Here is a 21,213-nt window from a genome sequence, read left to right on the forward strand (position 1 = left end):
CTCGAAGCCGCCATTTTCGGCGGCCGGGTTTTTCCAGGGCCCGGACTTAGGGCTCGTCACCAGACAGCGCCACCGTTAGCGCTGCCAGTCCGGCACCGGCGCCCTCCCTGATACCCGGTGCGCACCAGGTTCCCGTGAGGGCGATGGGCTGATTGTCGTGCAAGCCCCGAACGTGTGGGCAAATCCGGGCGTGGTTTTCGTGCGGTTTTCGGCAAGGGATTGAAGGGACAGCGTACTTTCTTTGAGCTTGCGTCTTCCTCCACGCATCCAATCCACATCCTGCACCGCGCCGGTGAAATCGCCGACGACACGGCGCCGCATGCCAGCCAGGGCGCGGAAACGGATGCTACCCGCAAACCGGACCGTCGGCGGCGATTCAGGATCATGGGGCATGCGCCAGGTGCCCGCTCGGGCCGTGGTGCGAAAGCGATCCCCTTTTGTTCCATATTTTGCTTGGCTGGCGCCCACGCTCGCGCTAGGTCTGGGGCGTGAAAGCCGAACCGCGCCTTGTTGCCGAAGACAGCCTGCTCCCCGAACCCTTCATTCGGTGGTTCGGGGCCAAGGGCTGGTCGCCGCGCGCGCATCAGTTGGAGCTCTTGGCCAATGCGCGGTCGGGCCGCTCGATGCTGCTGATCGCGCCGACCGGCGCCGGCAAGACGCTGGCCGGTTTCCTGCCTTCGCTCACGGAACTGGCCGAGCGGCCAAGGCATAAACCCGGCATGCGCCCTCGCGGCGTGCACACGCTTTACATCTCGCCGTTGAAGGCATTGGCCGTCGACATCGAGCGCAACCTCGGCAAGCCGGTGGAGGAGATCGGCTTGGCTGTCACGATCGAGACGCGCACCGGCGACACGCCCGCTCACAAGCGCCAGCGTCAGAAGCTGGCGCCGCCGGATATACTGCTCACCACGCCCGAGCAGCTGGCGCTGCTGATCGCGTCGAACGGCGCCGACCGTTTCTTCGAGGATTTGCGCTACATCGTGCTGGACGAGCTGCACTCGCTGGTGACCTCCAAGCGCGGCCATCTTTTGGCGCTGGGGCTGGCGAGACTGCGCAGCTTCGTGCCGGAGCTGACCGCCATCGGCCTTTCCGCCACCGTGGCCGAGCCGGACGAATTGCGCCGCTGGCTGGTGCCGCAGGTTGCTTTGGAGAATAGCGTCGAGCGCGTTCCCCCTCTCCGGTCTGCTCCGCAGACCACCTCTCCCCCACATTCGTGGGGGCGAGGAACCCAGGCTGGAGAAGCGCAGGCGTCGCGGCAGCGATTCCTCGCCCCTGCCGGAGGCGGGGGAGAGGTGGCTCGCCCGCAAGGCGAGACGGAGAGGGGGTATGGCGCCAACTCTCCTTCAACGACCACCGCCCCCATGGCCGGCCTCATCACCGTCGCCGGCGGCGCCAAGCCAAACATCTCGATCCTCGATTCGCGCGAGCGCGTGCCATGGTCGGGCCATTCGGCGCGCTACGCCATTCCCGAGGTCTACGAGGCGATCCGCCGCCACAAGATGACGCTGCTGTTCGTCAACACGCGCAGCCAGGCCGAACTCCTGTTCCAGGAACTGTGGCGGGCCAACGAGGACGCGCTGCCGATCGCGCTGCATCACGGCTCGCTGGAAGTGGGCCAGCGGCGGCGCGTCGAGAAGGCAATGGCCGACAACGCCTTGCGCGCCATCGTCGCCACCTCCACCCTGGATCTTGGCATCGACTGGGGCGATGTCGACCTTGTCGTGCATGTCGGCGCGCCGAAAGGCGCGAGCCGGCTTGCCCAGCGCATCGGCCGCGCCAACCACCGCATGGACGAGCCGTCGAAGGCCATCCTCATTCCGGCCAACCGCTTCGAGGTGCTGGAATGCCGGGCAGCCCTCGACGCCAATTATCTCGGTGCGCAGGACACGCCGCCGCTGCTGGCCGGCACGCTGGACGTGTTGGCGCAGCATGTTTTGGGTTCCGCCTGCGCGGCGCCCTTCGATGCCGACCAGCTCTATGCCGAGGTGTGCTCGGCCGCGCCCTACGCCGCGCTCGCGCGCGAGACCTTCGACCGTGTCGTCGATTTCGTCGCCACCGGCGGTTATGCGCTGAAGAGTTACGAGCGTTACGCCCGCATCCGTCGCACCAAGGAGGGACTGTGGCGGGTAACGCATCCGCGCATCGCTCAGCAATACCGCCTCAATGTCGGCACCATCGTCGAGATGCCGGAGCTCAACGTGCGCTATGTGCGCCAGGGTCGCGGCATGGCCGGGCGCGGCGGGCCGGTGCTTGGCAAGATCGAGGAATATTTCGCCGAGACGCTGCGGCCGGGCGACAATTTTCTGTTTGCCGGCAAAATATTGCGCTTCGAAGGCATCCGCGAAAGTGAGTGCATCGTCTCCAACGGCACCGGCGCCAACATCATCGTGCCGTCTTATGCCGGCGGCAAGTTCCCGCTTTCGACCTATCTGGCCGAGCAGGTGCGCGCCATGCTGGCCGACCCCGGGCGCTGGCAAAAACTGCCCGAGCAGGTGTCGGAGTGGCTGGGCATGCAGAAGCTGCGCTCGGTGCTGCCGAAACAGGGCGATCTTTTGGTCGAGACCTTTCCGAAGGGCAACCGCCACTACATGGTGTGTTACCCCTTCGAGGGCAGGCTGGCGCACCAGACGCTGGGCATGCTTTTGACGCGCCGGCTGGAACGCGCCAATGCGCGCCCGCTCGGCTTCGTCGCCACCGACTATTCGCTGGCCGTGTGGGCGCTGGACGACATGGGCGCGCTGTTCAAGGCAAGGCAGCCGTCGCTGGCCGAACTGTTCGACGAGGACATGCTGGGCGACGATCTCGACGCCTGGCTGAACGACAGCTGGATGCTGAAGCGCACCTTCCGCAACTGCGCCGTCATTGCCGGGCTGATCGAGAAGCGGTTTCCCGGCCAGGAGAAGAGCGGCCGCCAGGTGACGGTGTCGGCCGACCTGATCTATGATGTGCTGCGCAGCCACGAGCCGGACCACATCCTTTTGCAGGCGACCCGAACGGACGCCGCCGCCGGCCTGCTCGATGTCGCGAGGCTGGCCGACATGCTCTCGCGCATCCGCGGTCGAATCGTGCATAAGACGCTCGACCGCATCTCGCCTCTGGCCGTGCCGGTGATGCTGGAGATCGGCAAGGAGCCGGTCAATGGCGGCGCCAATGAATCGCTCTTGATGGAGGTGGCCGATCTGGTCGAGGAAGCGATGGGACCACGATGAATTTTTCCGCCGTGCGCGCATCGACAGCACCCGCCGCCGAGATGGTCGCCATCTCGGGCGAGCGTGCGCTGTGCGATCCGCGCGGTACCTTGTTCTTCCCCGACCTTGCCCTGCTCGCCGTCTCCGACCTGCATCTGGAAAAGGGCTCGTCCTTCGCCCGGCGCGGCAAGCTGATCCCGCCCTACGACACCGTCGCCACGCTGTCGCGCCTCGAGGCGGTGATCGAGGATTACCGGCCGAAGATCGTCGTCAGCCTGGGCGATTCCTTTCATGACGGTGAAGGCGCCGAACGCCTGCATCCCGATTTTCGCGCCCGGCTGGAAGGGCTGATGACCGGGCGCGACTGGTTCTGGATCGCCGGCAACCATGACCCGGAAGCGCCGGCCGACCTGCCCGGCGAGACTATACTGGAGCTGGCGGTCGGCGCCGTGCTGTTCCGCCACGAGCCGTCGAGGCAGCGCGTCGAAGGCGAGATCGCCGGCCATCTGCATCCCTGCGCGCGCATCGTGCAGCGCGGCCGCTCGGTGCGCCGCCGCTGCTTTGCCGGCGACGGCGGACGCATGATCATGCCTGCCTTCGGCGCCTATACCGGCTCGCTCAACGTACTCGACCCGGCCTATCGCGGCCTGTTCAACCGCGACGCGCTGATGGTCTATATGCTGGGCACTGACCGCATCTTCGCCATTTCCAGCGCCATGTTGCGGCCAGGGTAAGGTAGAGCGCTGGTTGGACGTGCCGCAGCCACGCCGGCTGCTATCGCCCAGCGGTTCATACGCCGCCCGCCTATGCCGGCCGCCGTTTCGCGTCCATCATGGTGATGACCCAGAGCACGAGCCCGGCCAGCGACAGGCCGCAGCCGACATAACCCGCCGAAGGGAAACCGTAGCCGGCGGAAATGGCGAGGCCGGCGAGCCAGGGGCCGAGGGCGTTGGCGACGTTGAAGGCGCTGTGGTTGGCGGCGGCAGCAAGCGTCTGCGCGTCGCGCGCGACATCCATCAGATAGGTCTGCAGCACGATAGCGAGGCCCGTTGTGCAGCCGACGAGAAAGACGACGAGCGAGATCGACCACAGCGCGCCGACCGAATAAGGGAAAGCGAAGAGGGCGGCAGCACTGGCGATCAAAAGCACCGTCGCCGTCGGCTTCAGCGCCTTGTCCGCGGCCCAGGCCGAAACCAGATTGCCCAGCGTCATGCCGACGCCGAACAGGCCGATCACCAGCGGAACCAGGCGCGGATCGACCTTGGTGACTGCGAGCAAGGTCGAAGCGGTGTAGGAGTAGACGGCGAAAAGCCCGCCGAAGCCGACGATGGCGGTTGCCAGCGTCAACAGCACCTGCCGGTTGCGGAAGGCGCCGAGTTCGCGCAGCGGGCTGGCGTCTTCGTCGGGCCTGTCGCGTGGTGCGAACAGGGCAACCATGATGAAGGTCGCCAGCGCCAGAAAGCCGGTCAGGGCAAAGCCCGCTTGCCAGCCGAATACCTGGCCGAGATAGGTCGCCGCCGGGACGCCGATGATCGTCGCCACTGTCAGGCCAAGCATGACGCGTGCGATGGCGGTGGTCCGTTCCTTCGGGCCAACCAGCGATGCCGCGACGAGTGCCGCGACGCCGAAATAGGCGCCGTGCGGCATGCCGCTGAGGAAACGCAGGACAAGCAGCCATTCATAGTTGGGCGCGAGCGCGGTCAGGCAGTTGGTTATGCCATAGGCGGCCATCAGGGCCATCAAGAGGGTGCGGCGCGGAACGCGGGCCGACAACACGGCAATGATCGGCGCGCCGACGACCACCCCCAGCGCATAGGCACTGATCGCGTGCGCCGCCTTCGGCTCATCGATGCCGAGCCCGGCCGCGATATAGGGCAGCAGGCTCATGGCCGCGAATTCGGTCGAGCCGATGGCGAAGCCGCCGATGGCGAGCGCCAGCATCACCAGCCAGGGCTGCACCGCCGGTTCGCCTTTGAGGATTGCTGCGTCGGACATCGGGCCGCTCCTGCGCTGCGTTGCGCAACGTTATGCTGCGCCGCAATATCGCCTTGCGCGTGGGAGGGCAATGCTGCCAGTGCCTTGGAGCGCATGGTGCAGAACCGCTGCTCTCGCCAGGCTGCTGCCGCTGCGTCGCCGGCGACGGCGGCGGCCGCGGCCGTGGCCGCACGATCATGTCAGCCTTCGACGCCTATACCGGCTCGCTCAACGTGTTCGACCCGGCCTAAGCGTCAGAATCTCATCGACAGGTGCGAGGCCTATGCCGACGCCATGGCCGATACGTTTTGCGCCTATCTGCACAAGTTGCAGCAAGGCTGAGTGAAAAGGCTGGCCCTTTGACAGCCCAGCCAGGCGATTGGGCAGCAACTCGCGTCGTTGCGACCGTGGCAAAAGGCCATGTGCCCGCGGCCTGGGGTCTCCAAGGCTTCGTTTGATCAATCCTTGCGGAAGATGAGCCTTCCGAGCCAGCCGGTGATCATGGCGAGGCTGATGGCGAACAGGCCGTAGAGGAAGGAATAGTCGTGCGCGGCGCGGAAGATCGATTGTTCGAAACCGGATTTGCGGATTTCCAGCTGCGCCGAACTTTCCTTCACGAAGACGCCGTTCTTGAACAGGAAGGCGCGCGCCTTGTGCGTGCCCACCGGCACGTTGGGGGCCAGTCGCACGGAGGCGCGGAACAGGTTCTGCGACAGGAACTGCACGCCGCCGACATTTTCGCTGTAGAGGCCGGTCGCGGTCTTGCGCTCGCGCAGCGCGGCGGTGAATTCCTCGATGGTGGCGGGGCTCTGGCCGGTATCGGCCGGCTGCATGAAGATGTTGTTGGCGCCGAGCGACAGCTGCTTGTAGCTGGCCGGTTCGGTGACGTCCTGGAACGGCCGCGTCGTGGCGATCGAATAGGAAACCGGCACGTTCTCGAAGGTTTCGGATTCGAGATTGATCCAGACGCCGAGCACACGATCCTTGCGCCGCACCACCACGGGGCGCGCCGGCCCTTCCAGCACCACGATGACGTCGTAGCGGCCCTGGCGCGCCACTTGCGCATCGGCGTCTTCCAGCGCGCCGAAAATGGTGAGGTCGGCGCCGCTGAAGCCGGCGGTGATCATCACCTTGTCGGTGGAAAGGCCGATCTGGATGCCTTCCTGATGCGGCGATTGCGCGGCCGTCGGCATTGCGGTGGCGAGCACCAGCGCCAGAGCAATTCCAGGAAAAGTGTGTAGCGCTTTTCCGCGTTTCCGTGAAAAACGGAAACGCTCCAGCAGCGCGGCCGGCGGGGCGAACCGCGCCATCAGATCAATCCCGCCCCGGTCAGCGAGTAGAGGTTTGGTGGCGTCACGAACAGGTCTATGGCCAGTCGGATCGCAACCGCCAGCACCAGCAGCGCGAGCAGGGCGCGCAGCTGTTCGCCGCGCAGCCGCTGGCCGGCCTTGGCGCCATATTGCGCGCCGGCGACGCCGCCCACCATCAACAGGAAAGCCAGCATCACATCCACCGTCTGGTTGGTGGTGGCGTGCACCAGCGTCGTGTAGGCCGATGTGAAGATGATCTGGAACAGCGAGGTGCCGATGACGACGTTGGTCGGCACCTTCAGGAGATAGATCAGCGCCGGCACCATGATGAAGCCGCCGCCGACACCCATGATGGACGACAGGAAGCCGATCGCCGCACCCAGCCCCAGCACCGGGATGATGCTGACGAACAGCTTCGAGGCGCGGAAGCGCACCTTCAGCGGCAGGCGGTGGATCCAGTTGTGCTGGCCGGATTTCTTCAACGTCGGCGCCGCACCGTTGTTGGTGGCCCGCAAGGCGTTGACGCTTTCGACCAGCATCAGCCCGCCGACGGTGCCAAGCAGGATCACGTAGAGCAGCGAGATGAACAGGTCGAGCTGGCCGATCGCCCGCAGCAGGCCGAACACATAGATACCGGCCGTCGAGCCGACGATACCGCCGGCCAACAGCACTCCGCCAAGCTTGAAGTCGAGCGTGCCGCGCTTCATGTGCGACAGCGCGCCGGAGAAGGAGGAGGCGATGACCTGGTTGGCGCCGGTGGCGACCGCGATCGCCGGCGGAATGTTGTAGAAGATCAAAAGCGGCGTGATCAGAAAACCGCCGCCGACCCCGAACATGCCCGACAGAAAGCCCACCGCTGCGCCCATGGCGAGCAGCACCACGATATTGACGGATATTTCCGCGATCGGGAGATAGATACCCACCCGTCAGTCTCGATCAATCCAGCGTTGCGGCGACAGAGCCTCTGCCCGTATAGCACCGAAAAGCTAATTCGTTCTTGCGTCGGCGCCGCGGCCGGGAAAACCCGCGCCACGGTGCCGAAACAAAAACCACTTCAATCAGTTGGCAGGCAATTTGATGGCAAGGGCGTCGCGCCGGCGACACCCGCCGTGCTATTTGCGCGCCAGCAGCGCCTTGACCAGCTTCTCGTCGACCGATCCCGTCGCCGGCAGGCCGTTGTCGGTCTGGAAAGCCATGATCGCCTTCTTGGTCCTGTCGCCCATGACACCGTCGGTACCGCCGGAATCATAGCCGTTCTTCGACAGGATGCGCTGGATGTTCTGCACCGCCTTCTTCATGTCGAGGCTTGCCATGGTCGTTGGCGCGTCCTGCCATGCGCTCGGCATGTCGGTGTTGTTGGCCTCGGCATCCAGCGCCTTCGGCTTCCACAGTTCGACGGTCTGACGGGCGCGTTCGAGCTGTTCGGGGCGCAGCGCCTTGGCGATCTCGTCGCGCTTGGCGGTGGCGTCCTTGTCGCCGGTCTTGGCCACCAGCCCGAACCATTTGTAGGACTCTTCCAGATTCTGCGGCATGCCGACGCCCTTGGCGGCGAGGATGCCGAGATTGAACTGGCTGTCCTTGACGCCGAGATCCGCAGCCTGTTGGAACCAGCGGGTCGCCGCCTCGTTGTCGGCGGCGCCGTCGGCGCCCATCGCGAACAGAACCGCCAGATTGTGCATGGCGCTGGCATTGCCCTTCTCGGCGGCGCGCCGGTACCATTCCTTCGACTTGGCGATGTCGCGGGTTACACCGATGCCCTTTTCGTAGAAATTGCCGATGCGGTATTCGGCGGGCGCGAAGCCGCGCTCGGCCGCCTCGCCATACCATTTGGCGGCGGCCACCATGTCTTCCTTGACGCCGCGCGCTTCCGCGTAACGCGAGCCGACTTCGAACAGGGCCTTGGCATCGCCGCCGACCGCTGCGTCACGCAAGGCGGTCGGGCCGATATTCTGCGGAACGTCGATCGCCGCAGTGACCGGAGCGGTTGTGTCGCCCACCGGAGGCAGGGCGCCGGTCTTGTCCGTGTCGGAGACGCCTGGACTGGACATGCCGGGCACATCGACCGTCGGCAAGGTGACCGGGGCCGCGATCAGCGCCGGCGTCGCGGGCTGCGCTTCGACGGATCTGGCGGCCGGCTCGGGCGTCGCGGGGTTTGATGCCGCTCCCTGCAGCATCGCGACATCGTCGGCCGCCTTCGGTTGCCCGAATTCCTGCTTGGCGATGACGCGAACCGATGCATCGTCCGGCATTGGCTTGGCGGCGATTTCGTTCGTCGGCGTCGCAAGGGTCGGAACCGCCGATGCGGTTTCGACCTGGCGTTCGATGGCGGGCAGTGGCGTGTCGTTGACCGCGACTTCCTTGGGATCGGACAGGAAGGCCTTGCCGAGCTGCAGCCCGGCCAGGGCCAGCATGATCGCGGCGGCGGCCATCAGGATCGGCTTGCGCCGCGCCTTGAGCAGATTGCCGAGGCGGAACGATTTGCCCGAGCCGGTCGCCGACGATTGATGCTTGAGTGTCTCGGCCTCGGCGGCCGCTGCCTGTGCTGCACGGCGCGCGGCGGCAATGAAATCGGCCTTCGAGGCGTCGGCGGGGGCTTGTCTGGCCGGCTGGCCGCGTTCGTCGCGCACCCGCTTCATGATCGCGCTGAGGTCGGGCGCACCCGAACCCGGTTCGAGCGGCCGGTTGACCAGCTTCGGCTCGAGCGGCTCGTCGAGATCGACGCTCGGCACCTCGACCGTCGGCGCGGCCGCCATCGGCTGCTGCTCGTCGTTCTCGCGGCGCATCTTGAAGGCGCGGGCGAGGCCGCCGAACATCGACCTGCCCTGGCCGGCGATTTCGGAATCGGGGGCGATGGCTTCGGAGCCCAAAGCGGCCCGAGCGGCTTCGACGGCCGCCTGTGCCGGGGTGCGCGTGGTGTCGCGCATCGTCGGTTCGACCGACAAGGGCAGCGGCTCGTCCATGTCGAGGGCCGGCGCATCCTGCACCGCGATCTTGGCGACCGGGGCCGGCAGGACGGCATCGCCGGTCTCCAGCGAGCCCAGGCGGTCGACGATCTTCAGCAGCGTGTCGTGGATCGCCTCGAAGGTCTTGATGTTGCGCTCGTCGGAGCGGCGGGTGAGCCCCTCCAGCGTCTTCAGGTCCTGCGCCAGGCCGGAGACGGCTACCGTGTCGCCATTGGTGGGCCCAAGCGCCCGCACCGCGTTTTCGGCCGCCTGTCTGGCGGTTTCGAGAATGGTGTCGCGGTTGGCGGTCAGCGATTCCTCGATCTTTTCGAGGCGCGGTCCGAGGTCGTCGAATTCGGGCAGCGGAGCGCCCGGGCGCGACAGATGCGTGGACAGGCCGGAGACCTGCGCCTCCAGGCTGCGGATCAGGTCGGGGTCGATGCCGGAAACCTGCGAAGACGACAATTCCAGCCGGCTCGAAATATCGTCGAGCCGATCTTCGAGGCTGCGGATCGCCTCCTTGCCGGCGCTCTCGGTGGCGCGGCTTTCAAGCCGCTGCGCCAGCGCGTTGAAGCGGGCGTCGATCGCTTCCATGATGCCGGAATTGTCCGGAGCGGCTTGCTGCGGCCGGCGCTCCAGCCGGTCGGCGACGTCGTCCAGTCGCCGCTCCATGTCGCGGAACAGCATGTTGCCCTGCTGCATCGCGTCGTCCTGCCGGCGCTCGATGATGCCGGAAAGCGTCTCGAAGCGCTGTTCGAGACCCTGGAAGAGGTGATCGAGCACTTCGCCGCGCGGGCGTTCGTCGGCGACCTCGTCGATCTGCCGCGCGAGCGCGGCGATGCGCTGCTCGATGCGTTCGAACGGCGCCGGGTCGAAGGCATTGGACTGCGCGGCCACCGTGGAGGCGACGATCGCCCGCGAGATTTCGTCCAGGCGTTCGTCGATCATGCCATAGATGTCGCCGCCACGGCGGCCTTGCTGGCTGGCGAAATGGTCGACGGCGCCGGCCAGAGCACGCACCTTCTCTTCGAGCGAGCGCAACGACAGCGATTCCGGCAGCTTGTTGACGGCGGCGTTGATCTGCTCGAGGCGTTCGGCCAGCGCGTCGGCGCCGTCGCCGCGCTTGCGGTCGTTGTCGTCATACCGGTTTTCGAAGGCCGACCAGCGACGGTCGAATTCCTGCCAGCGCCGGTCGACCGCCTGCACGCTGTCCTCGCGCGCCAGCGTGTCCAGCGCGCCCCTGACCTGCTCGAGTTCGAGCCGCAGCATGTTGACGCTCTTGTCGTCGCTCTTTTCGGCCAGCGTGCGGATGGCTCCCGACAGGCGTTCGAATTCGAAGCCGAGCTCGGCGTTGTCGCCGCCGCGCGGGGCCTGTTGGTAGACGCGTTCGATATCCTTGCGCAACGACTGGAATTCGCGCTGCAGCCCGGCGGTCATCTGCTGGCGCAATTCCTCGCGCAGGCCGCGCAGTTCTCCGGCGATCTTGCCGACCTGGGCGATACCGTCTTCCTGGCCGCGCATGCGTTCGAGGTCGCGCGCGATCGACTGGTAAGGCTGGTCGAAGCTCTGCGCGGGGCGCTGCCGGTAGGGACGGGGCTCTTCATAGGGGCGCTGATAACCGCGCGATCCTTCATACGGCCGCTGCGCATAGGCGGGCTCGCTGTAAGGGCGCTGGCTGGCGCGGGGCGATTCGTAAGGCTGGCCGTAGGGCTGGTTGCGGCCGTAGCGCGGCTCGTCATAGCGGGAGGCGGCGGGCTCTTCGCGATTGTGGTCGAGCCGCTGCTCCAACGCTTCCATCGAGCGGTTGAGTTCTTCCAACGTCGCATGGCGCCGGCGTTGCCGGCCGGCGTTCAACGTGTCGAGATAGGACCGCTTGCTGTTCATCGAACGCCCGTTCCGAATTTGGCTGGCCTTGGCCAACTGCTCCCTAACCCAGTCGGGACCCGAAGCCGCGGGGCGGCGGAAGGCGAACTTCCGGATTTTTGCCCGTGCTTCGGAGACCGTGAGCAAAGCGAGACTGGATAAACACGGATGACCGACAGCCGCACCTTTCCCCCAACGTGGTAAACAAGCCGTTAACCAAGCTTAAGAAGCTTCAGGATTCGTTGAGAAAAGCTTGCGCCCGTCGCCGTGCCGGCGCCGTTCTGGCGGGCCTACTTGCATTTCCAAAGCGATATCGCTATATCCTTTACGTAAACGTAAGGGGCGCGCGGATGCGTCTCTTGCGAATTTTTTTCGCAACCGCGTTCTGGAAGCAAAGCCCCCCGGCGCTTCCGCCACAGGCGACACCGGGCTTTAGGGCCGCGCGTCCCATCGGGGAATATCGATGACTGTTCAACTCACCACCGTCGGCGGGATCGCCGGCAACACCCAGGCCGCACCGAGCGAGGCGGACGACGAGCTGGTTCGCATCGGCGAGATGGCCAAGCAGTATGGCGTCACCTTGCGCACGCTGCGCTTCTATGAAGACAAGGGGCTCTTGAACCCGCATCGCGACGGCGCGACGCGTCTTTATACGCATCGCGACCGTGTGCGCCTGAAACTGATCCTGCTCGGACGCAAGGTCGGTTTCTCGCTGCGCGAGGTCAAGCAGATGATGGATCTGTACGATCCGACCGGCTCGAACACCAAGCAGCTTCGCCTGGCGCTCGACAAGTCGGAGAAGCAGATCCTGCGCCTGCAAAAGCAGCGCGCGCTGATCGATGACGCGATCAACGAGCTGAGCGGCGCCATGGGTTCCGTGCGCCAGATGATCGCCGAGCGCGCCGCGGCGACATCGACCGCGGCCAACTGAAACCGCACAATGCGGACGCCATGTCGTCTGCGATTGGCAAGACAAGATCAGGCGCGTCGCCAGTGGCGGCGCGCCTTTTTGTTGCCGAAAGCGGGTCGGCGGATCGTCAAAGTCGTTGCGCGCTTCCTTTACGGCAGCGAAAAATCATCCAAAAAAGCGGCCGGGCGCAAATATTGACGTTTACGCAAACGTCAATATTTGCTATCCGATCCTTACTATCGGCCCGGACGCCGCTCGGCGCGGGCCTGTCCCGTTGTTGCTTCAGTGGAGGAAGACGCAATGCCGATCTACCAGGCGCCCGTCCGTGACACCCTTTTCGTGCTGAACGAGGTGCTGGGCTACGAGCGGTACACCAATCTTCCCGGCTTTTCCGATGCATCCGGCGACGTGCTGGAAGCGATCCTCGCCGAAGGTGCAAGGCTCGCCGAAAACGTCATCCTGCCGACCAATCGCGTCGGCGACATGGAAGGCTGCGTCCGTCACGACGACGGCTCGGTGACGACGCCCAAGGGCTTCAAGGAAGCCTATCGCCAATATTGCGAAGGCGGCTGGATGGGGCTTGCCGCGCCGGTCGAGCATGGCGGCCAGGGCCTGCCCTATGCCGTGCACACCGCCGTCGCCGAATATATGGTCTCGGCCAATCTGGCGCTGCTGATGTATCCGGGGCTTACCCAGGGCGCGATCGCCGCCATTCTCACTCACGGCACCGACGAGCAGAAGACTGCCTTCGTGCCGAAGATGGTCGAGGGTGTGTGGACCGGTACGATGAACCTGACCGAGCCGCATTGCGGCACCGATCTCGGCCTGCTGCGCACCAAGGCCGTGCCGAACGGCGACGGCACCTACAAGATTTCCGGCCAGAAGATCTTCATCTCGGCCGGCGAGCACGACATGGCGGACAACATCGTCCATCTGGTGCTGGCCCGCATCGAGGGCGCGCCGGAAGGGGTGAAGGGCATTTCGCTGTTCATCGTGCCCAAGCTCAAGCTCGACGCCGCCGGCAATCCGGGCGAGCGCAACACGCTCTCCTGCGGCTCGATCGAGGAGAAGATGGGCATCCACGGCAATTCCACCTGCGTCATGAACTATGACGAGGCGGAAGGCGCCCTGCTGGGCGAGCCGAATGGCGGCCTCAGGGCAATGTTCACGATGATGAACGAAGCGCGCCTCGGCGTCGGCCTGCAGGGCCTGTCGCAGTCGGAGGTCGCCTATCAGAACGCGGTGGCCTATGCCAAGGACCGCCTGCAGGGCCGGTCGCTCACCGGCGTCAAGGCGCCGGAGAAGAAGGCCGACCCGATCATCGTCCATCCCGACATCCGCCGTTCTTTGATGACCATGCGTGCCTTCAACGAGGCCGGCCGCGCCTTCACGCTGTGGACGGCGCTGAAGTCCGACGTCGCGCACCGCTCGGGCGACGACAGCGACCGCCAGGCGGCCGACGACCACATGAGCCTGATGACGCCGATCGTGAAGGGCGTGCTCACCGACAAGGGCTTCGAACACGCCGTGATGGCGCAGCAGGTGTTCGGCGGCCATGGCTACATCGAAGAACACGGCATGAGCCAGTTCGTGCGCGATGCCCGCATCGCCATGATCTATGAAGGCGCCAACGGAATCCAGGCGCTCGACCTCGTCGGCCGCAAGCTCGGCGCCAATGGCGGCCGTGCCGTGCAGGCCTTCTTCAAGGAAGTCGGCGAGTTCTGCGAGGAGAACCGCGCCGACGAGAAGATGGCGCCGTACACCAAGGCGCTGAAGAAGGGTTTGAACGACCTGCAAGCGGCGACGATGTGGCTGATGCAGAACGGCATGAAGAACCCCGACAATGCCGGTGCCGCCTCGACCGACTTCCTGCATCTCTTCGGCCTGGTCGCGCTCGGCTATATGTGGGCCCAGATGGCCAAGACCGCGCAGGGCAAGCTTGCCGACGGCGCCAACGGATCGACATCTTTCTATGACAACAAGCTGGTGACGGGCCGCTACTTCATGGAGCGCGTCATGCCGGAGACCGCGGCGCATCTGGCGCGCCTTTCCTCTGGTGCGGAGACGATGATGGCCCTGCCGGCGGAGGCGTTCTGAGCAATGACATCCGGTCATCTGTTCACGATTGAACAAATGACCTATATCTCTATGGTGCGGTAAACAGGGAGCATTCCATGGCAACCAATCCCGCCGACGTCCTGTCGCTGCCGAAGCCCGCCTGGGCCGGCGAGGATGTCACCATGCTCTACGACATGGCGCGCCGCTTCATGGCGGACGAGATCGCGCCGCATTACGACGACTACGAGAAGAACGAGATCGTCGATCGTTCGGCCTGGGAAAAGGCCGGCGCCAACGGCCTGCTCTGCGCCTCCATGCCGGAGGAATATGGCGGTTCGGGCGGCACGTTCGCCCATGAGAGCGCCATCATCGAGGCGATGGGCCATGTCGGCGTCGACGGTTTCGGCATCGCCCTGCACAATTCGATCGTCGCTCCCTACATCCTCCACTACGGCTCGGAAGAGCAGAAGAAAAAGTGGCTGCCGAAGATGGCGAGCGGCGAACTGATCGGCGCCATCGCCATGACCGAGCCCGGCGCCGGCTCGGACCTGCAGGGTGTGAAAACCCGCGCCGAGAAGGACGGCAACCACTACCGCATCAACGGCTCCAAGACCTTCATCACCAACGGCCAGCATGCCAACCTCATCATCGTCGTCGCCAAGACCGATCCCGCCAAGGGAGCCAAGGGCACGTCGCTCATCGTGGTCGAAACCGACGAGGTCGAAGGGTTCAAGCGCGGCCGCAACCTCGACAAGATCGGCCTGAAGGCCAACGACACCTCGGAACTGTTCTTCGAGGACGTGCGTGTGCCGACGTCCAACCTGCTTGGTTCCGAGGAGGGGCAGGGCTTTATCCAGCTCATGCAGCAATTGCCGCAGGAGCGCCTGCAGATCGGCACCGGCGCGATTGCCATGGCCGAACGCGCGCTGGCGCTGACCATCGACTACGTCAAGGAACGCAAGGCCTTCGGCAAGGCGATCCTCGATTTCCAGAACACCCAGTTCAAGCTGGCCGAGCTGAAGACCGAGATCACCATCGGCCGTGTCTTCTACAATGATTGCGTTACCCGCCACGTTGCCGGCGGCCTCGATCCCGTCACCGCGTCGATGGCCAAGTACTGGTTGTCCGATCTGCAGGGCAAGGTCGTCGACGAATGCCTGCAATTGCACGGCGGCTATGGCTACATGAACGAATATCCCATCGCGCGCATGTGGCGCGACGCCCGAGTGCAACGCATCTATGGCGGCACCAACGAGATCATGAAGATGCTGATCTCCAGGAGTCTGTGAGGCATGGCCGAGTTCACCCTCCATTGTTTTGCGGAGAGCGGCAATTCCTACAAGGTCGCCTTGCTGCTTACGCTCTGCGGTGGTGACTGGAAGCCGGAACGCGTCGCCTTTTTCGGCGGCCAGACCCGCACGGCCGACTATCGCAAAGTCAATGTCATGGGCGAGGCGCCGGTGCTCAGGCATCATCGGCCCGACGGCGATTTCATCCTCAGCCAGTCCGGCGCCATCCTCATCTATCTGTCGCGCCGCTTTGGTAGGTATGGCCATGAGACCGAGGCCGAGGAATTCGAGATCCTGCGCTGGATTCTGTTCGACAACCACAAGCTGACCGGCAACACTGCCTCCGAGCGCTTCATGCGGTTCTTCCGCAAGAAGGTGGGCGATCCAGCCGCCGAATTCATTTATGCGCGCGCCAAGGATTCCTGGAAGATCCTCGACGCGCATCTGTCCGATCGCGACTGGGTCGCGGCACCGCGGCCGACCATCGCCGACATTTCGCTTTGCGGCTACCTGTTCTGGCCAGACCAGATCGATGTGAATTGGAACGATTATCCGGCCATCGCGCGCTGGCTCGACCGCATCCGCAACCTTCCCGGCTGGGCGCCTCCCGAGGCGCTTATGCCGTCGGGGTTGTGACGAGGTCGAGCTTGCGCGGAAAGCCGAGAACCAAAGGAGACTGAAATGGCCGACGCTTATGTCTTTGACGCCGTGCGCACGCCGCGCGGCAAGGGTAAGAAGGACGGATCGCTGCACGAAGTGCCGGCGGTGCGTCTCGGCGCGAAGGTGCTGGAAGCGCTGCGCGACCGCAACGGGCTCGACACCGGTTCGGTCGACGACATCATCTTCGGCTGCGTCGATCCTGTCGGCGAAGCCGGCTCGGTGATCCCGCGCGCCGCCGCCTTCGAGGCGGGCTACGACACCAAGGCGCCGGGCATGCAGCTGTCGCGTTTCTGCGCGTCCGGTCTCGATGCCATCAACCTGGGCGCGGCCAAGATCGCGCAGGGCGCCGACGACATCGTGATTGCCGGCGGCGTGGAATCGATGAGCCGCGTTGGCATGGGTGCCTCGGGCGGCGCCTGGTTCATGGACCCTTCGGTCGGCTTCCCTGGCTGGTTCGTGCCGCAAGGCATCTCGGCCGACCTGATCGCCACCAAGCATGGCTTCTCGCGCGACGACGTCGACGCCTATGCGGTGGAAAGCCAGAAGCGCGCGGCGAATGCCTGGCAGAAGGGCTACTTCAAGAACTCCGTCGTGCCGATCAAGGACCAGAACGGCCTGACCATCCTCGACCATGACGAGCATATGCGGCCCTCGACCGACATGCAGTCGCTGGCTTCGCTCAACCCGTCCTTCGTGATGCCCGGCGAAATGGGCGGTTTCGACGCGGTCGCCGTGCAGCGTTATCCGGAGCTGGAAGAGGTCAACCACGTCCACCACGCCGGCAATTCTTCCGGCATCGTCGACGGCGCCGCAGCCGTGCTGCTCGGTTCCAAGAAGGGCGGCAAGGCGATGGGCCTGAAGCCGCGCGCCCGCATCCGCGCCTTCGCCAATATCGGCTCGGAACCGGCGATCATGCTGACCGGCCCGGTCGACGTGACCGAGAAGCTGCTGGCGCGCGCCAAGATGAAGCTTTCGGACATCGACCTGTTCGAGCTCAACGAGGCCTTCGCCAGCGTCGTGCTGCGCTACATGCAGGCTTTCGACATTCCGCATGACAAGATCAACGTCAATGGCGGCGCCATCGCCATGGGCCATCCGCTCGGCGCCACCGGCGCCATGGTGTTCGGTACGGTGCTCGACGAACTGGAGCGCCGCAACCTCAACACCGCGCTGGTGACGTTGTGCATCGGCGCCGGCATGGGCACCGCGACGATCATCGAGCGCGTCTGATTTCGACCGGAAGGAGAAGACAATGACCTACAAGAACTTTTCGGTCGAGACCGACGCCGACGGCATCGCGCTCGTTACCTGGGATATGCCGGGCCGCTCCATGAACGTCTTCACCGAAGAGGTGATGCGTGAACTCAACGCCATCATCGACCAGGTGGTGGCGGACGCCGCGGTCAAGGGCGCGGTCATCACGTCCGGCAAGGACAGCTTCTCGGGCGGCGCTGACCTCACCATGCTGCAGCAGATGCTGGGCACCTTCGCCAAGGACAAGGTGACGGACAAGGAAAAGGCCACCAAGACGCTGTTCGAGAATGTCGGCTTCATGACCGGCCTGTTCCGCAAGCTGGAAACCTGCGGCAAGCCGTGGGTGTCGGCCATCAACGGCACCTGCATGGGCGGCGCCTTCGAAATGTCGCTGGCCTGCCATGGCCGCGTCGCCGCCGACACCGACAAGGTTAAGATGGCGCTTCCCGAAGTGAAGGTCGGCATCTTCCCGGGCGCCGGCGGCACGCAGCGCGTGCCGAGGCTCACCGACACGCAAGGCGCGCTGGAGATGCTGACCACCGGCAAGAACCTGACCGCTCAGAAGGCCAAGGCGATGGGCCTGATCCACGAAGTCGCCGAGCCGGCCAAGCTGGTCGAGACCGCCAAGGCGATGATCAGGAACGGCCTGAAGCCGGTGGCGCCATGGGACGAGAAGGGCTTCAAGCTGCCCGGCGGCCCGATCTATTCGGTCGCAGGCGCCAATCTGTGGCCGCCGGCCATCGCCATTCTGCGTCGCGAGACCTATGGCAATTACCCGGCCGCGATGGCGATCCTGAAATGCGTCTACGAAGGCCTGCTGGTGCCGTTCGACACCGCGCTGCGGATCGAGACGCGCTACTTCACCGAAATCCTGCAGAGCAAGGAAGCGGCGGCAATGATCCGCTCGCTGTTCGTGTCGCTGCAGGAGCTGAACAAGGGCGCGCGGCGGCCGGAAGGCGTGCCGGAGACGAAGTTCAAGAAGATCGGCGTCCTCGGCGCCGGCTTCATGGGCGCCGGCATCGCTTATGTCACCGCCAAGGCCGGTATCCCGGTCGTTCTGCTCGACCGCGACCTGCCGTCGGCCGAGAAGGGCAAGGCGCATTCGGACGCGCTGATTTCCGAGCAGGTCAAGAAAGGCCGCGCCAAGCCGGAAGAGAAGGACAAGCTGCTGTCGCTGATCACGCCGACCGCCGATTATGCCGACCTTGCCGGCTGCGATCTCGTCGTCGAGGCGGTGTTCGAGGATTCGGAAGTCAAGAAGGGCGCGACCGAGAAGGCCGAGGCCGCGCTGAAGTCGTCCGCGATCTTCGCTTCCAACACCTCGACCATTCCGATCTCGTCGCTGGCCAAGAACTCGGTGCGGCCGAAGAACTTCGTCGGCATCCACTTCTTCTCGCCCGTCGACAAGATGATGCTGGTCGAGATCATCCTCGGCAAGAAGACCGGCGACAAGGCCGTCGCCACGGCGATCGACTATGTGCGGGCGATCAAGAAGACGCCGATCGTCGTCAATGACACGCGCGGCTTCTACGTCAACCGTTGCGTGCTGCGTTACATGGCTGAAGCCTTCCAGATGCTGATCGAAGGCGTGCCGGGGGCGATGATCGAGAACGCCGCCAAGGCGGCCGGCATGCCGGTCGGCCCGCTGGCGCTGACCGACGAGACGGCGATCGACCTCGCCCAGAAGATCATGAAGCAGACCATTCGCGACCTCGGCGAAAAGGCCGTCGACAAGGAGCAGTTCGCGCTGATCAACACGCTGGTCGACAAGCATGAACGCCTCGGCCGCAAGAATGCCAAGGGCTTCTACGACTACCCGCCGAAGCCGGCTAAGAAAAAGCTGTGGCCGGGCCTCAAAGGTCTCTATCCGCAGCTCGATCCCGACAAGGTCGACTATGAGGAGCTCAAGCAGCGCCTTCTGGTGACGATCGCGCTGGAGGCCGCGCGCGTGATGGAGGAGGGCATCGTCACCGACCCGCGCGAAGCGGATGTCGGTTCGATCCTCGCCTTCGGCTTCGCGCCCTATACTGGCGGTGCGCTGTCCTACATCGACGGCATCGGCGCCAAGGCGTTCGTCAAGATCGCCAAGGGCCTGCAGAAGAAGTATGGCGCGCAGTTCAAGGCGCCGAAGCTGCTTCTCGACATGGCCGACAAGGGCGAAACCTTCTACCAGCGCTTCGACCCCTACGCGAAGGGCGAGGTCAAGAAGGCGGCATAAGTCGAAACATCGTTCCTCTCCCCGTTCACGGGGGGTGAAGAGCGCTCCACGAAGCGGACGAAAAGCCAAATGCTTGGCTTTTCGAGTGAAGAACGCCCGAAGCGATAGCGGAGGGCCCACTTGACAGGCAGGTGAGGGGCGACACCTGCCTTGCGATATTCCGGAGCCCCTCATCCGGCCCTTCGGGCCACCTTCTCCCCGTGAACGGGGAGAAGGAAGGGAAGTTTCATCATGTATGTATGGCCGCGTCTCGCACGCATGGCGCTGACGGCGAAATCGCGCGGTCCCTACAAGATGGGCGACGAAAGCCGACTGGGTTTCCGCTGCCTGCCGACCGATATCGACTTCAACGTGCATCTCAACAATGCCCGCTACATGATGCTGGCCGACCTCGGCCGCATCGACATCTTCATCCGCGCCGGCCTGATCGCGCTGGCGCGCAAGAAGGGCTGGGCGCCGATGCTGGGCGGCCTGCAGACCGTCTACGTGCGCGAGATCAGGCTATGGCGCCGCTTCGAAGTGGTGTCCTCGATCGAGACCTGGGAAGGCACGCAGGTACTCGGCTCGCATCGCTTCGTGCTCGACAATGGCGAGACCGCAGCGCTGATGAAGACGACCGCCGGCGTCTATGACCGCGCCGGCCGCCGCTTTATCGACATCCAGGAACTCACCGCCGCCCTCGGCTACGACATCAAGCCGCGCGCGCCGACGGCGGCCGAACAGGCTTTCATGGCCTCGCACCAGGGGCTGCGCGCCGCGGTGAAGAGCGGCGGGTGATCCAGCTGACCCCGTCCTTGGGATAAAAGGGGGATGGCAAGCCATCTCTTGCCATCTTGATGGCTGGGCGCGTTGCTCTATATTGAGACGATAGAGGAGGCGCCCATGGCCGAACCCCAACTTTCCGTGCGCAGCGCAAAGGCGCGCGATCTTGCCCACCGGCTGGCTCGCCGCGAACAGCGATCGATCGCGGATATCGTCGAACGCGCCTTGGAAGCTTACGAAGTGCGGGAGACGGGCCGCGAGCCGGCTGCCGCATTCTATACGCGACTTTCTTCCGATCATGGCACCGACATTGATCTGGACGCTGTGATCCGGAGCGGGCGCAAGCCTCATACAGGGCCCGACCTTTGATCTTTCTGGATACCAACGTGGTTTCGGAAACGTTGCGAAAGGCTCCGGACCCGGCCGTTGTCGCTTGGTTGACGCGCTTCGATGCCGAGATCGCCCTGCCAACGATTGTCATCGGTGAGATTGCTTTCGGCATCCGCAAGATTCGGCCCGATCAACGTGCGGATCGGCTGGAACAAGGTTTGTTGGAATGGCGCCGCCGTTTCGCCGGACGTATTTTCGGGCTGACCGAGGAAGCCGCCCTTGCCTATGGTGAAATCATGGGCGACGCCGTTTTGCGCGGGCGCGCAATGGCGGCGCCGGATGGCATGATTGCCGCGATTGCGCGCGTCAATGGCGGGCGCCTTGCGACACGCAATCTCAAGGATTTCGCGGATACCGGCCTCGATCTCGTCTCGCCCTGGGTATTTTGATACGCC

The 21,213-nt window shown here is 64.8% G+C and carries 16 protein-coding genes; 12 read left to right on the top strand and 4 right to left on the bottom strand.

Annotated features, from left to right (window positions below):
- Nucleotides 1-488: 488 nt before the first annotated feature.
- Both AB4136_RS22440 and pdeM read left to right on the top strand, forming a co-directional pair.
- Complete coding sequence (locus AB4136_RS22440) at nucleotides 489-3,209, top strand: ligase-associated DNA damage response DEXH box helicase (RefSeq protein WP_024925944.1); 2,721 nt, start codon at nucleotides 489-491, stop codon at nucleotides 3,207-3,209.
- Between the two features lie 41 nt (nucleotides 3,210-3,250).
- Nucleotides 3,251-3,922: a ligase-associated DNA damage response endonuclease PdeM gene (gene pdeM / locus AB4136_RS22445; protein ID WP_244431220.1), complete on the top strand. Its 672-nt coding sequence runs from the start codon at nucleotides 3,251-3,253 to the stop codon at nucleotides 3,920-3,922.
- Between the two features lie 70 nt (nucleotides 3,923-3,992).
- On the opposite strand, the gene AB4136_RS22450 is transcribed toward pdeM, so the two are convergent.
- Nucleotides 3,993-5,183: an MFS transporter gene (locus AB4136_RS22450; protein ID WP_024925946.1), complete on the bottom strand. Its 1,191-nt coding sequence runs from the start codon at nucleotides 5,181-5,183 to the stop codon at nucleotides 3,993-3,995.
- 32 nt (nucleotides 5,184-5,215) lie between these two features.
- Here AB4136_RS22450 and AB4136_RS22455 point away from each other — a divergent pair, with 32 nt between their 5' ends.
- A complete protein-coding gene (locus tag AB4136_RS22455; RefSeq protein ID WP_024925947.1) occupies nucleotides 5,216-5,413 on the top strand; it encodes a hypothetical protein in 198 nt (65 codons plus the stop codon).
- Nucleotides 5,414-5,620: 207 nt separating this feature from the next.
- Here AB4136_RS22455 and AB4136_RS22460 read toward each other — a convergent pair whose 3' ends face one another.
- From AB4136_RS22460 to AB4136_RS22470, 3 genes are all read right to left on the bottom strand, one after another.
- Nucleotides 5,621-6,472 carry a TIGR02186 family protein gene (locus AB4136_RS22460; protein WP_024925948.1) on the bottom strand — a complete coding sequence of 284 codons (852 nt, stop codon included), beginning with the start codon at nucleotides 6,470-6,472 and terminating at the stop codon, nucleotides 5,621-5,623.
- Complete coding sequence (locus tag AB4136_RS22465; protein WP_024925949.1) at nucleotides 6,472-7,395, bottom strand: sulfite exporter TauE/SafE family protein; 924 nt, start codon at nucleotides 7,393-7,395, stop codon at nucleotides 6,472-6,474. Before AB4136_RS22465 ends, AB4136_RS22460 begins: the two co-directional genes overlap by 1 nt.
- Before the next feature lie 189 nt (nucleotides 7,396-7,584).
- Entirely contained in the window at nucleotides 7,585-11,298 is a 3,714-nt protein-coding gene (locus tag AB4136_RS22470; protein ID WP_024925950.1) for a peptidoglycan-binding protein, read from the bottom strand.
- 442 nt (nucleotides 11,299-11,740) lie between these two features.
- Here AB4136_RS22470 and AB4136_RS22475 point away from each other — a divergent pair, with 442 nt between their 5' ends.
- The 9 genes from AB4136_RS22475 to AB4136_RS22515 all read left to right on the top strand — a co-directional run bounded on the left by AB4136_RS22475 (nucleotide 11,741) and on the right by AB4136_RS22515 (nucleotide 21,207).
- Nucleotides 11,741-12,208: a MerR family transcriptional regulator gene (locus tag AB4136_RS22475; protein ID WP_024925951.1), complete on the top strand. Its 468-nt coding sequence runs from the start codon at nucleotides 11,741-11,743 to the stop codon at nucleotides 12,206-12,208.
- Nucleotides 12,209-12,487: 279 nt separating this feature from the next.
- On the top strand, nucleotides 12,488-14,284 hold the full coding sequence (locus AB4136_RS22480; RefSeq protein ID WP_024925952.1) for an acyl-CoA dehydrogenase: 1,797 nt from the start codon (nucleotides 12,488-12,490) through the stop codon (nucleotides 14,282-14,284).
- 77 nt (nucleotides 14,285-14,361) lie between these two features.
- Nucleotides 14,362-15,534, top strand: a complete 1,173-nt coding sequence (locus AB4136_RS22485; RefSeq protein WP_024925953.1) for an acyl-CoA dehydrogenase family protein — start codon at nucleotides 14,362-14,364, stop codon at nucleotides 15,532-15,534.
- A gap of 3 nt (nucleotides 15,535-15,537) precedes the next feature.
- Nucleotides 15,538-16,170, top strand: coding sequence for a glutathione S-transferase family protein (locus AB4136_RS22490; protein ID WP_137900282.1), 633 nt, complete (start codon nucleotides 15,538-15,540; stop codon nucleotides 16,168-16,170).
- Nucleotides 16,171-16,215: 45 nt separating this feature from the next.
- Complete coding sequence (locus tag AB4136_RS22495) at nucleotides 16,216-17,424, top strand: acetyl-CoA C-acetyltransferase (protein ID WP_137900281.1); 1,209 nt, start codon at nucleotides 16,216-16,218, stop codon at nucleotides 17,422-17,424.
- A gap of 22 nt (nucleotides 17,425-17,446) precedes the next feature.
- Entirely contained in the window at nucleotides 17,447-19,666 is a 2,220-nt protein-coding gene (locus tag AB4136_RS22500; protein WP_137900280.1) for a 3-hydroxyacyl-CoA dehydrogenase NAD-binding domain-containing protein, read from the top strand.
- Between the two features lie 231 nt (nucleotides 19,667-19,897).
- The gene (locus AB4136_RS22505) at nucleotides 19,898-20,443 is read left to right on the top strand and encodes a thioesterase family protein (protein ID WP_024925957.1); all 546 of its coding nucleotides are present in this window, start codon (nucleotides 19,898-19,900) and stop codon (nucleotides 20,441-20,443) included.
- 105 nt (nucleotides 20,444-20,548) lie between these two features.
- Complete coding sequence (locus AB4136_RS22510) at nucleotides 20,549-20,797, top strand: type II toxin-antitoxin system VapB family antitoxin (protein ID WP_024925958.1); 249 nt, start codon at nucleotides 20,549-20,551, stop codon at nucleotides 20,795-20,797.
- A complete protein-coding gene (locus AB4136_RS22515) occupies nucleotides 20,794-21,207 on the top strand; it encodes a type II toxin-antitoxin system VapC family toxin (RefSeq protein WP_024925959.1) in 414 nt (137 codons plus the stop codon). Before AB4136_RS22510 ends, AB4136_RS22515 begins: the two co-directional genes overlap by 4 nt.
- Nucleotides 21,208-21,213 lie beyond the last annotated feature (6 nt).

Source organism: Mesorhizobium sp. 2RAF21, assembly GCF_052115345.1.
In the GTDB taxonomy this organism is placed as follows: domain Bacteria; phylum Pseudomonadota; class Alphaproteobacteria; order Rhizobiales; family Rhizobiaceae; genus Mesorhizobium; species Mesorhizobium terrae.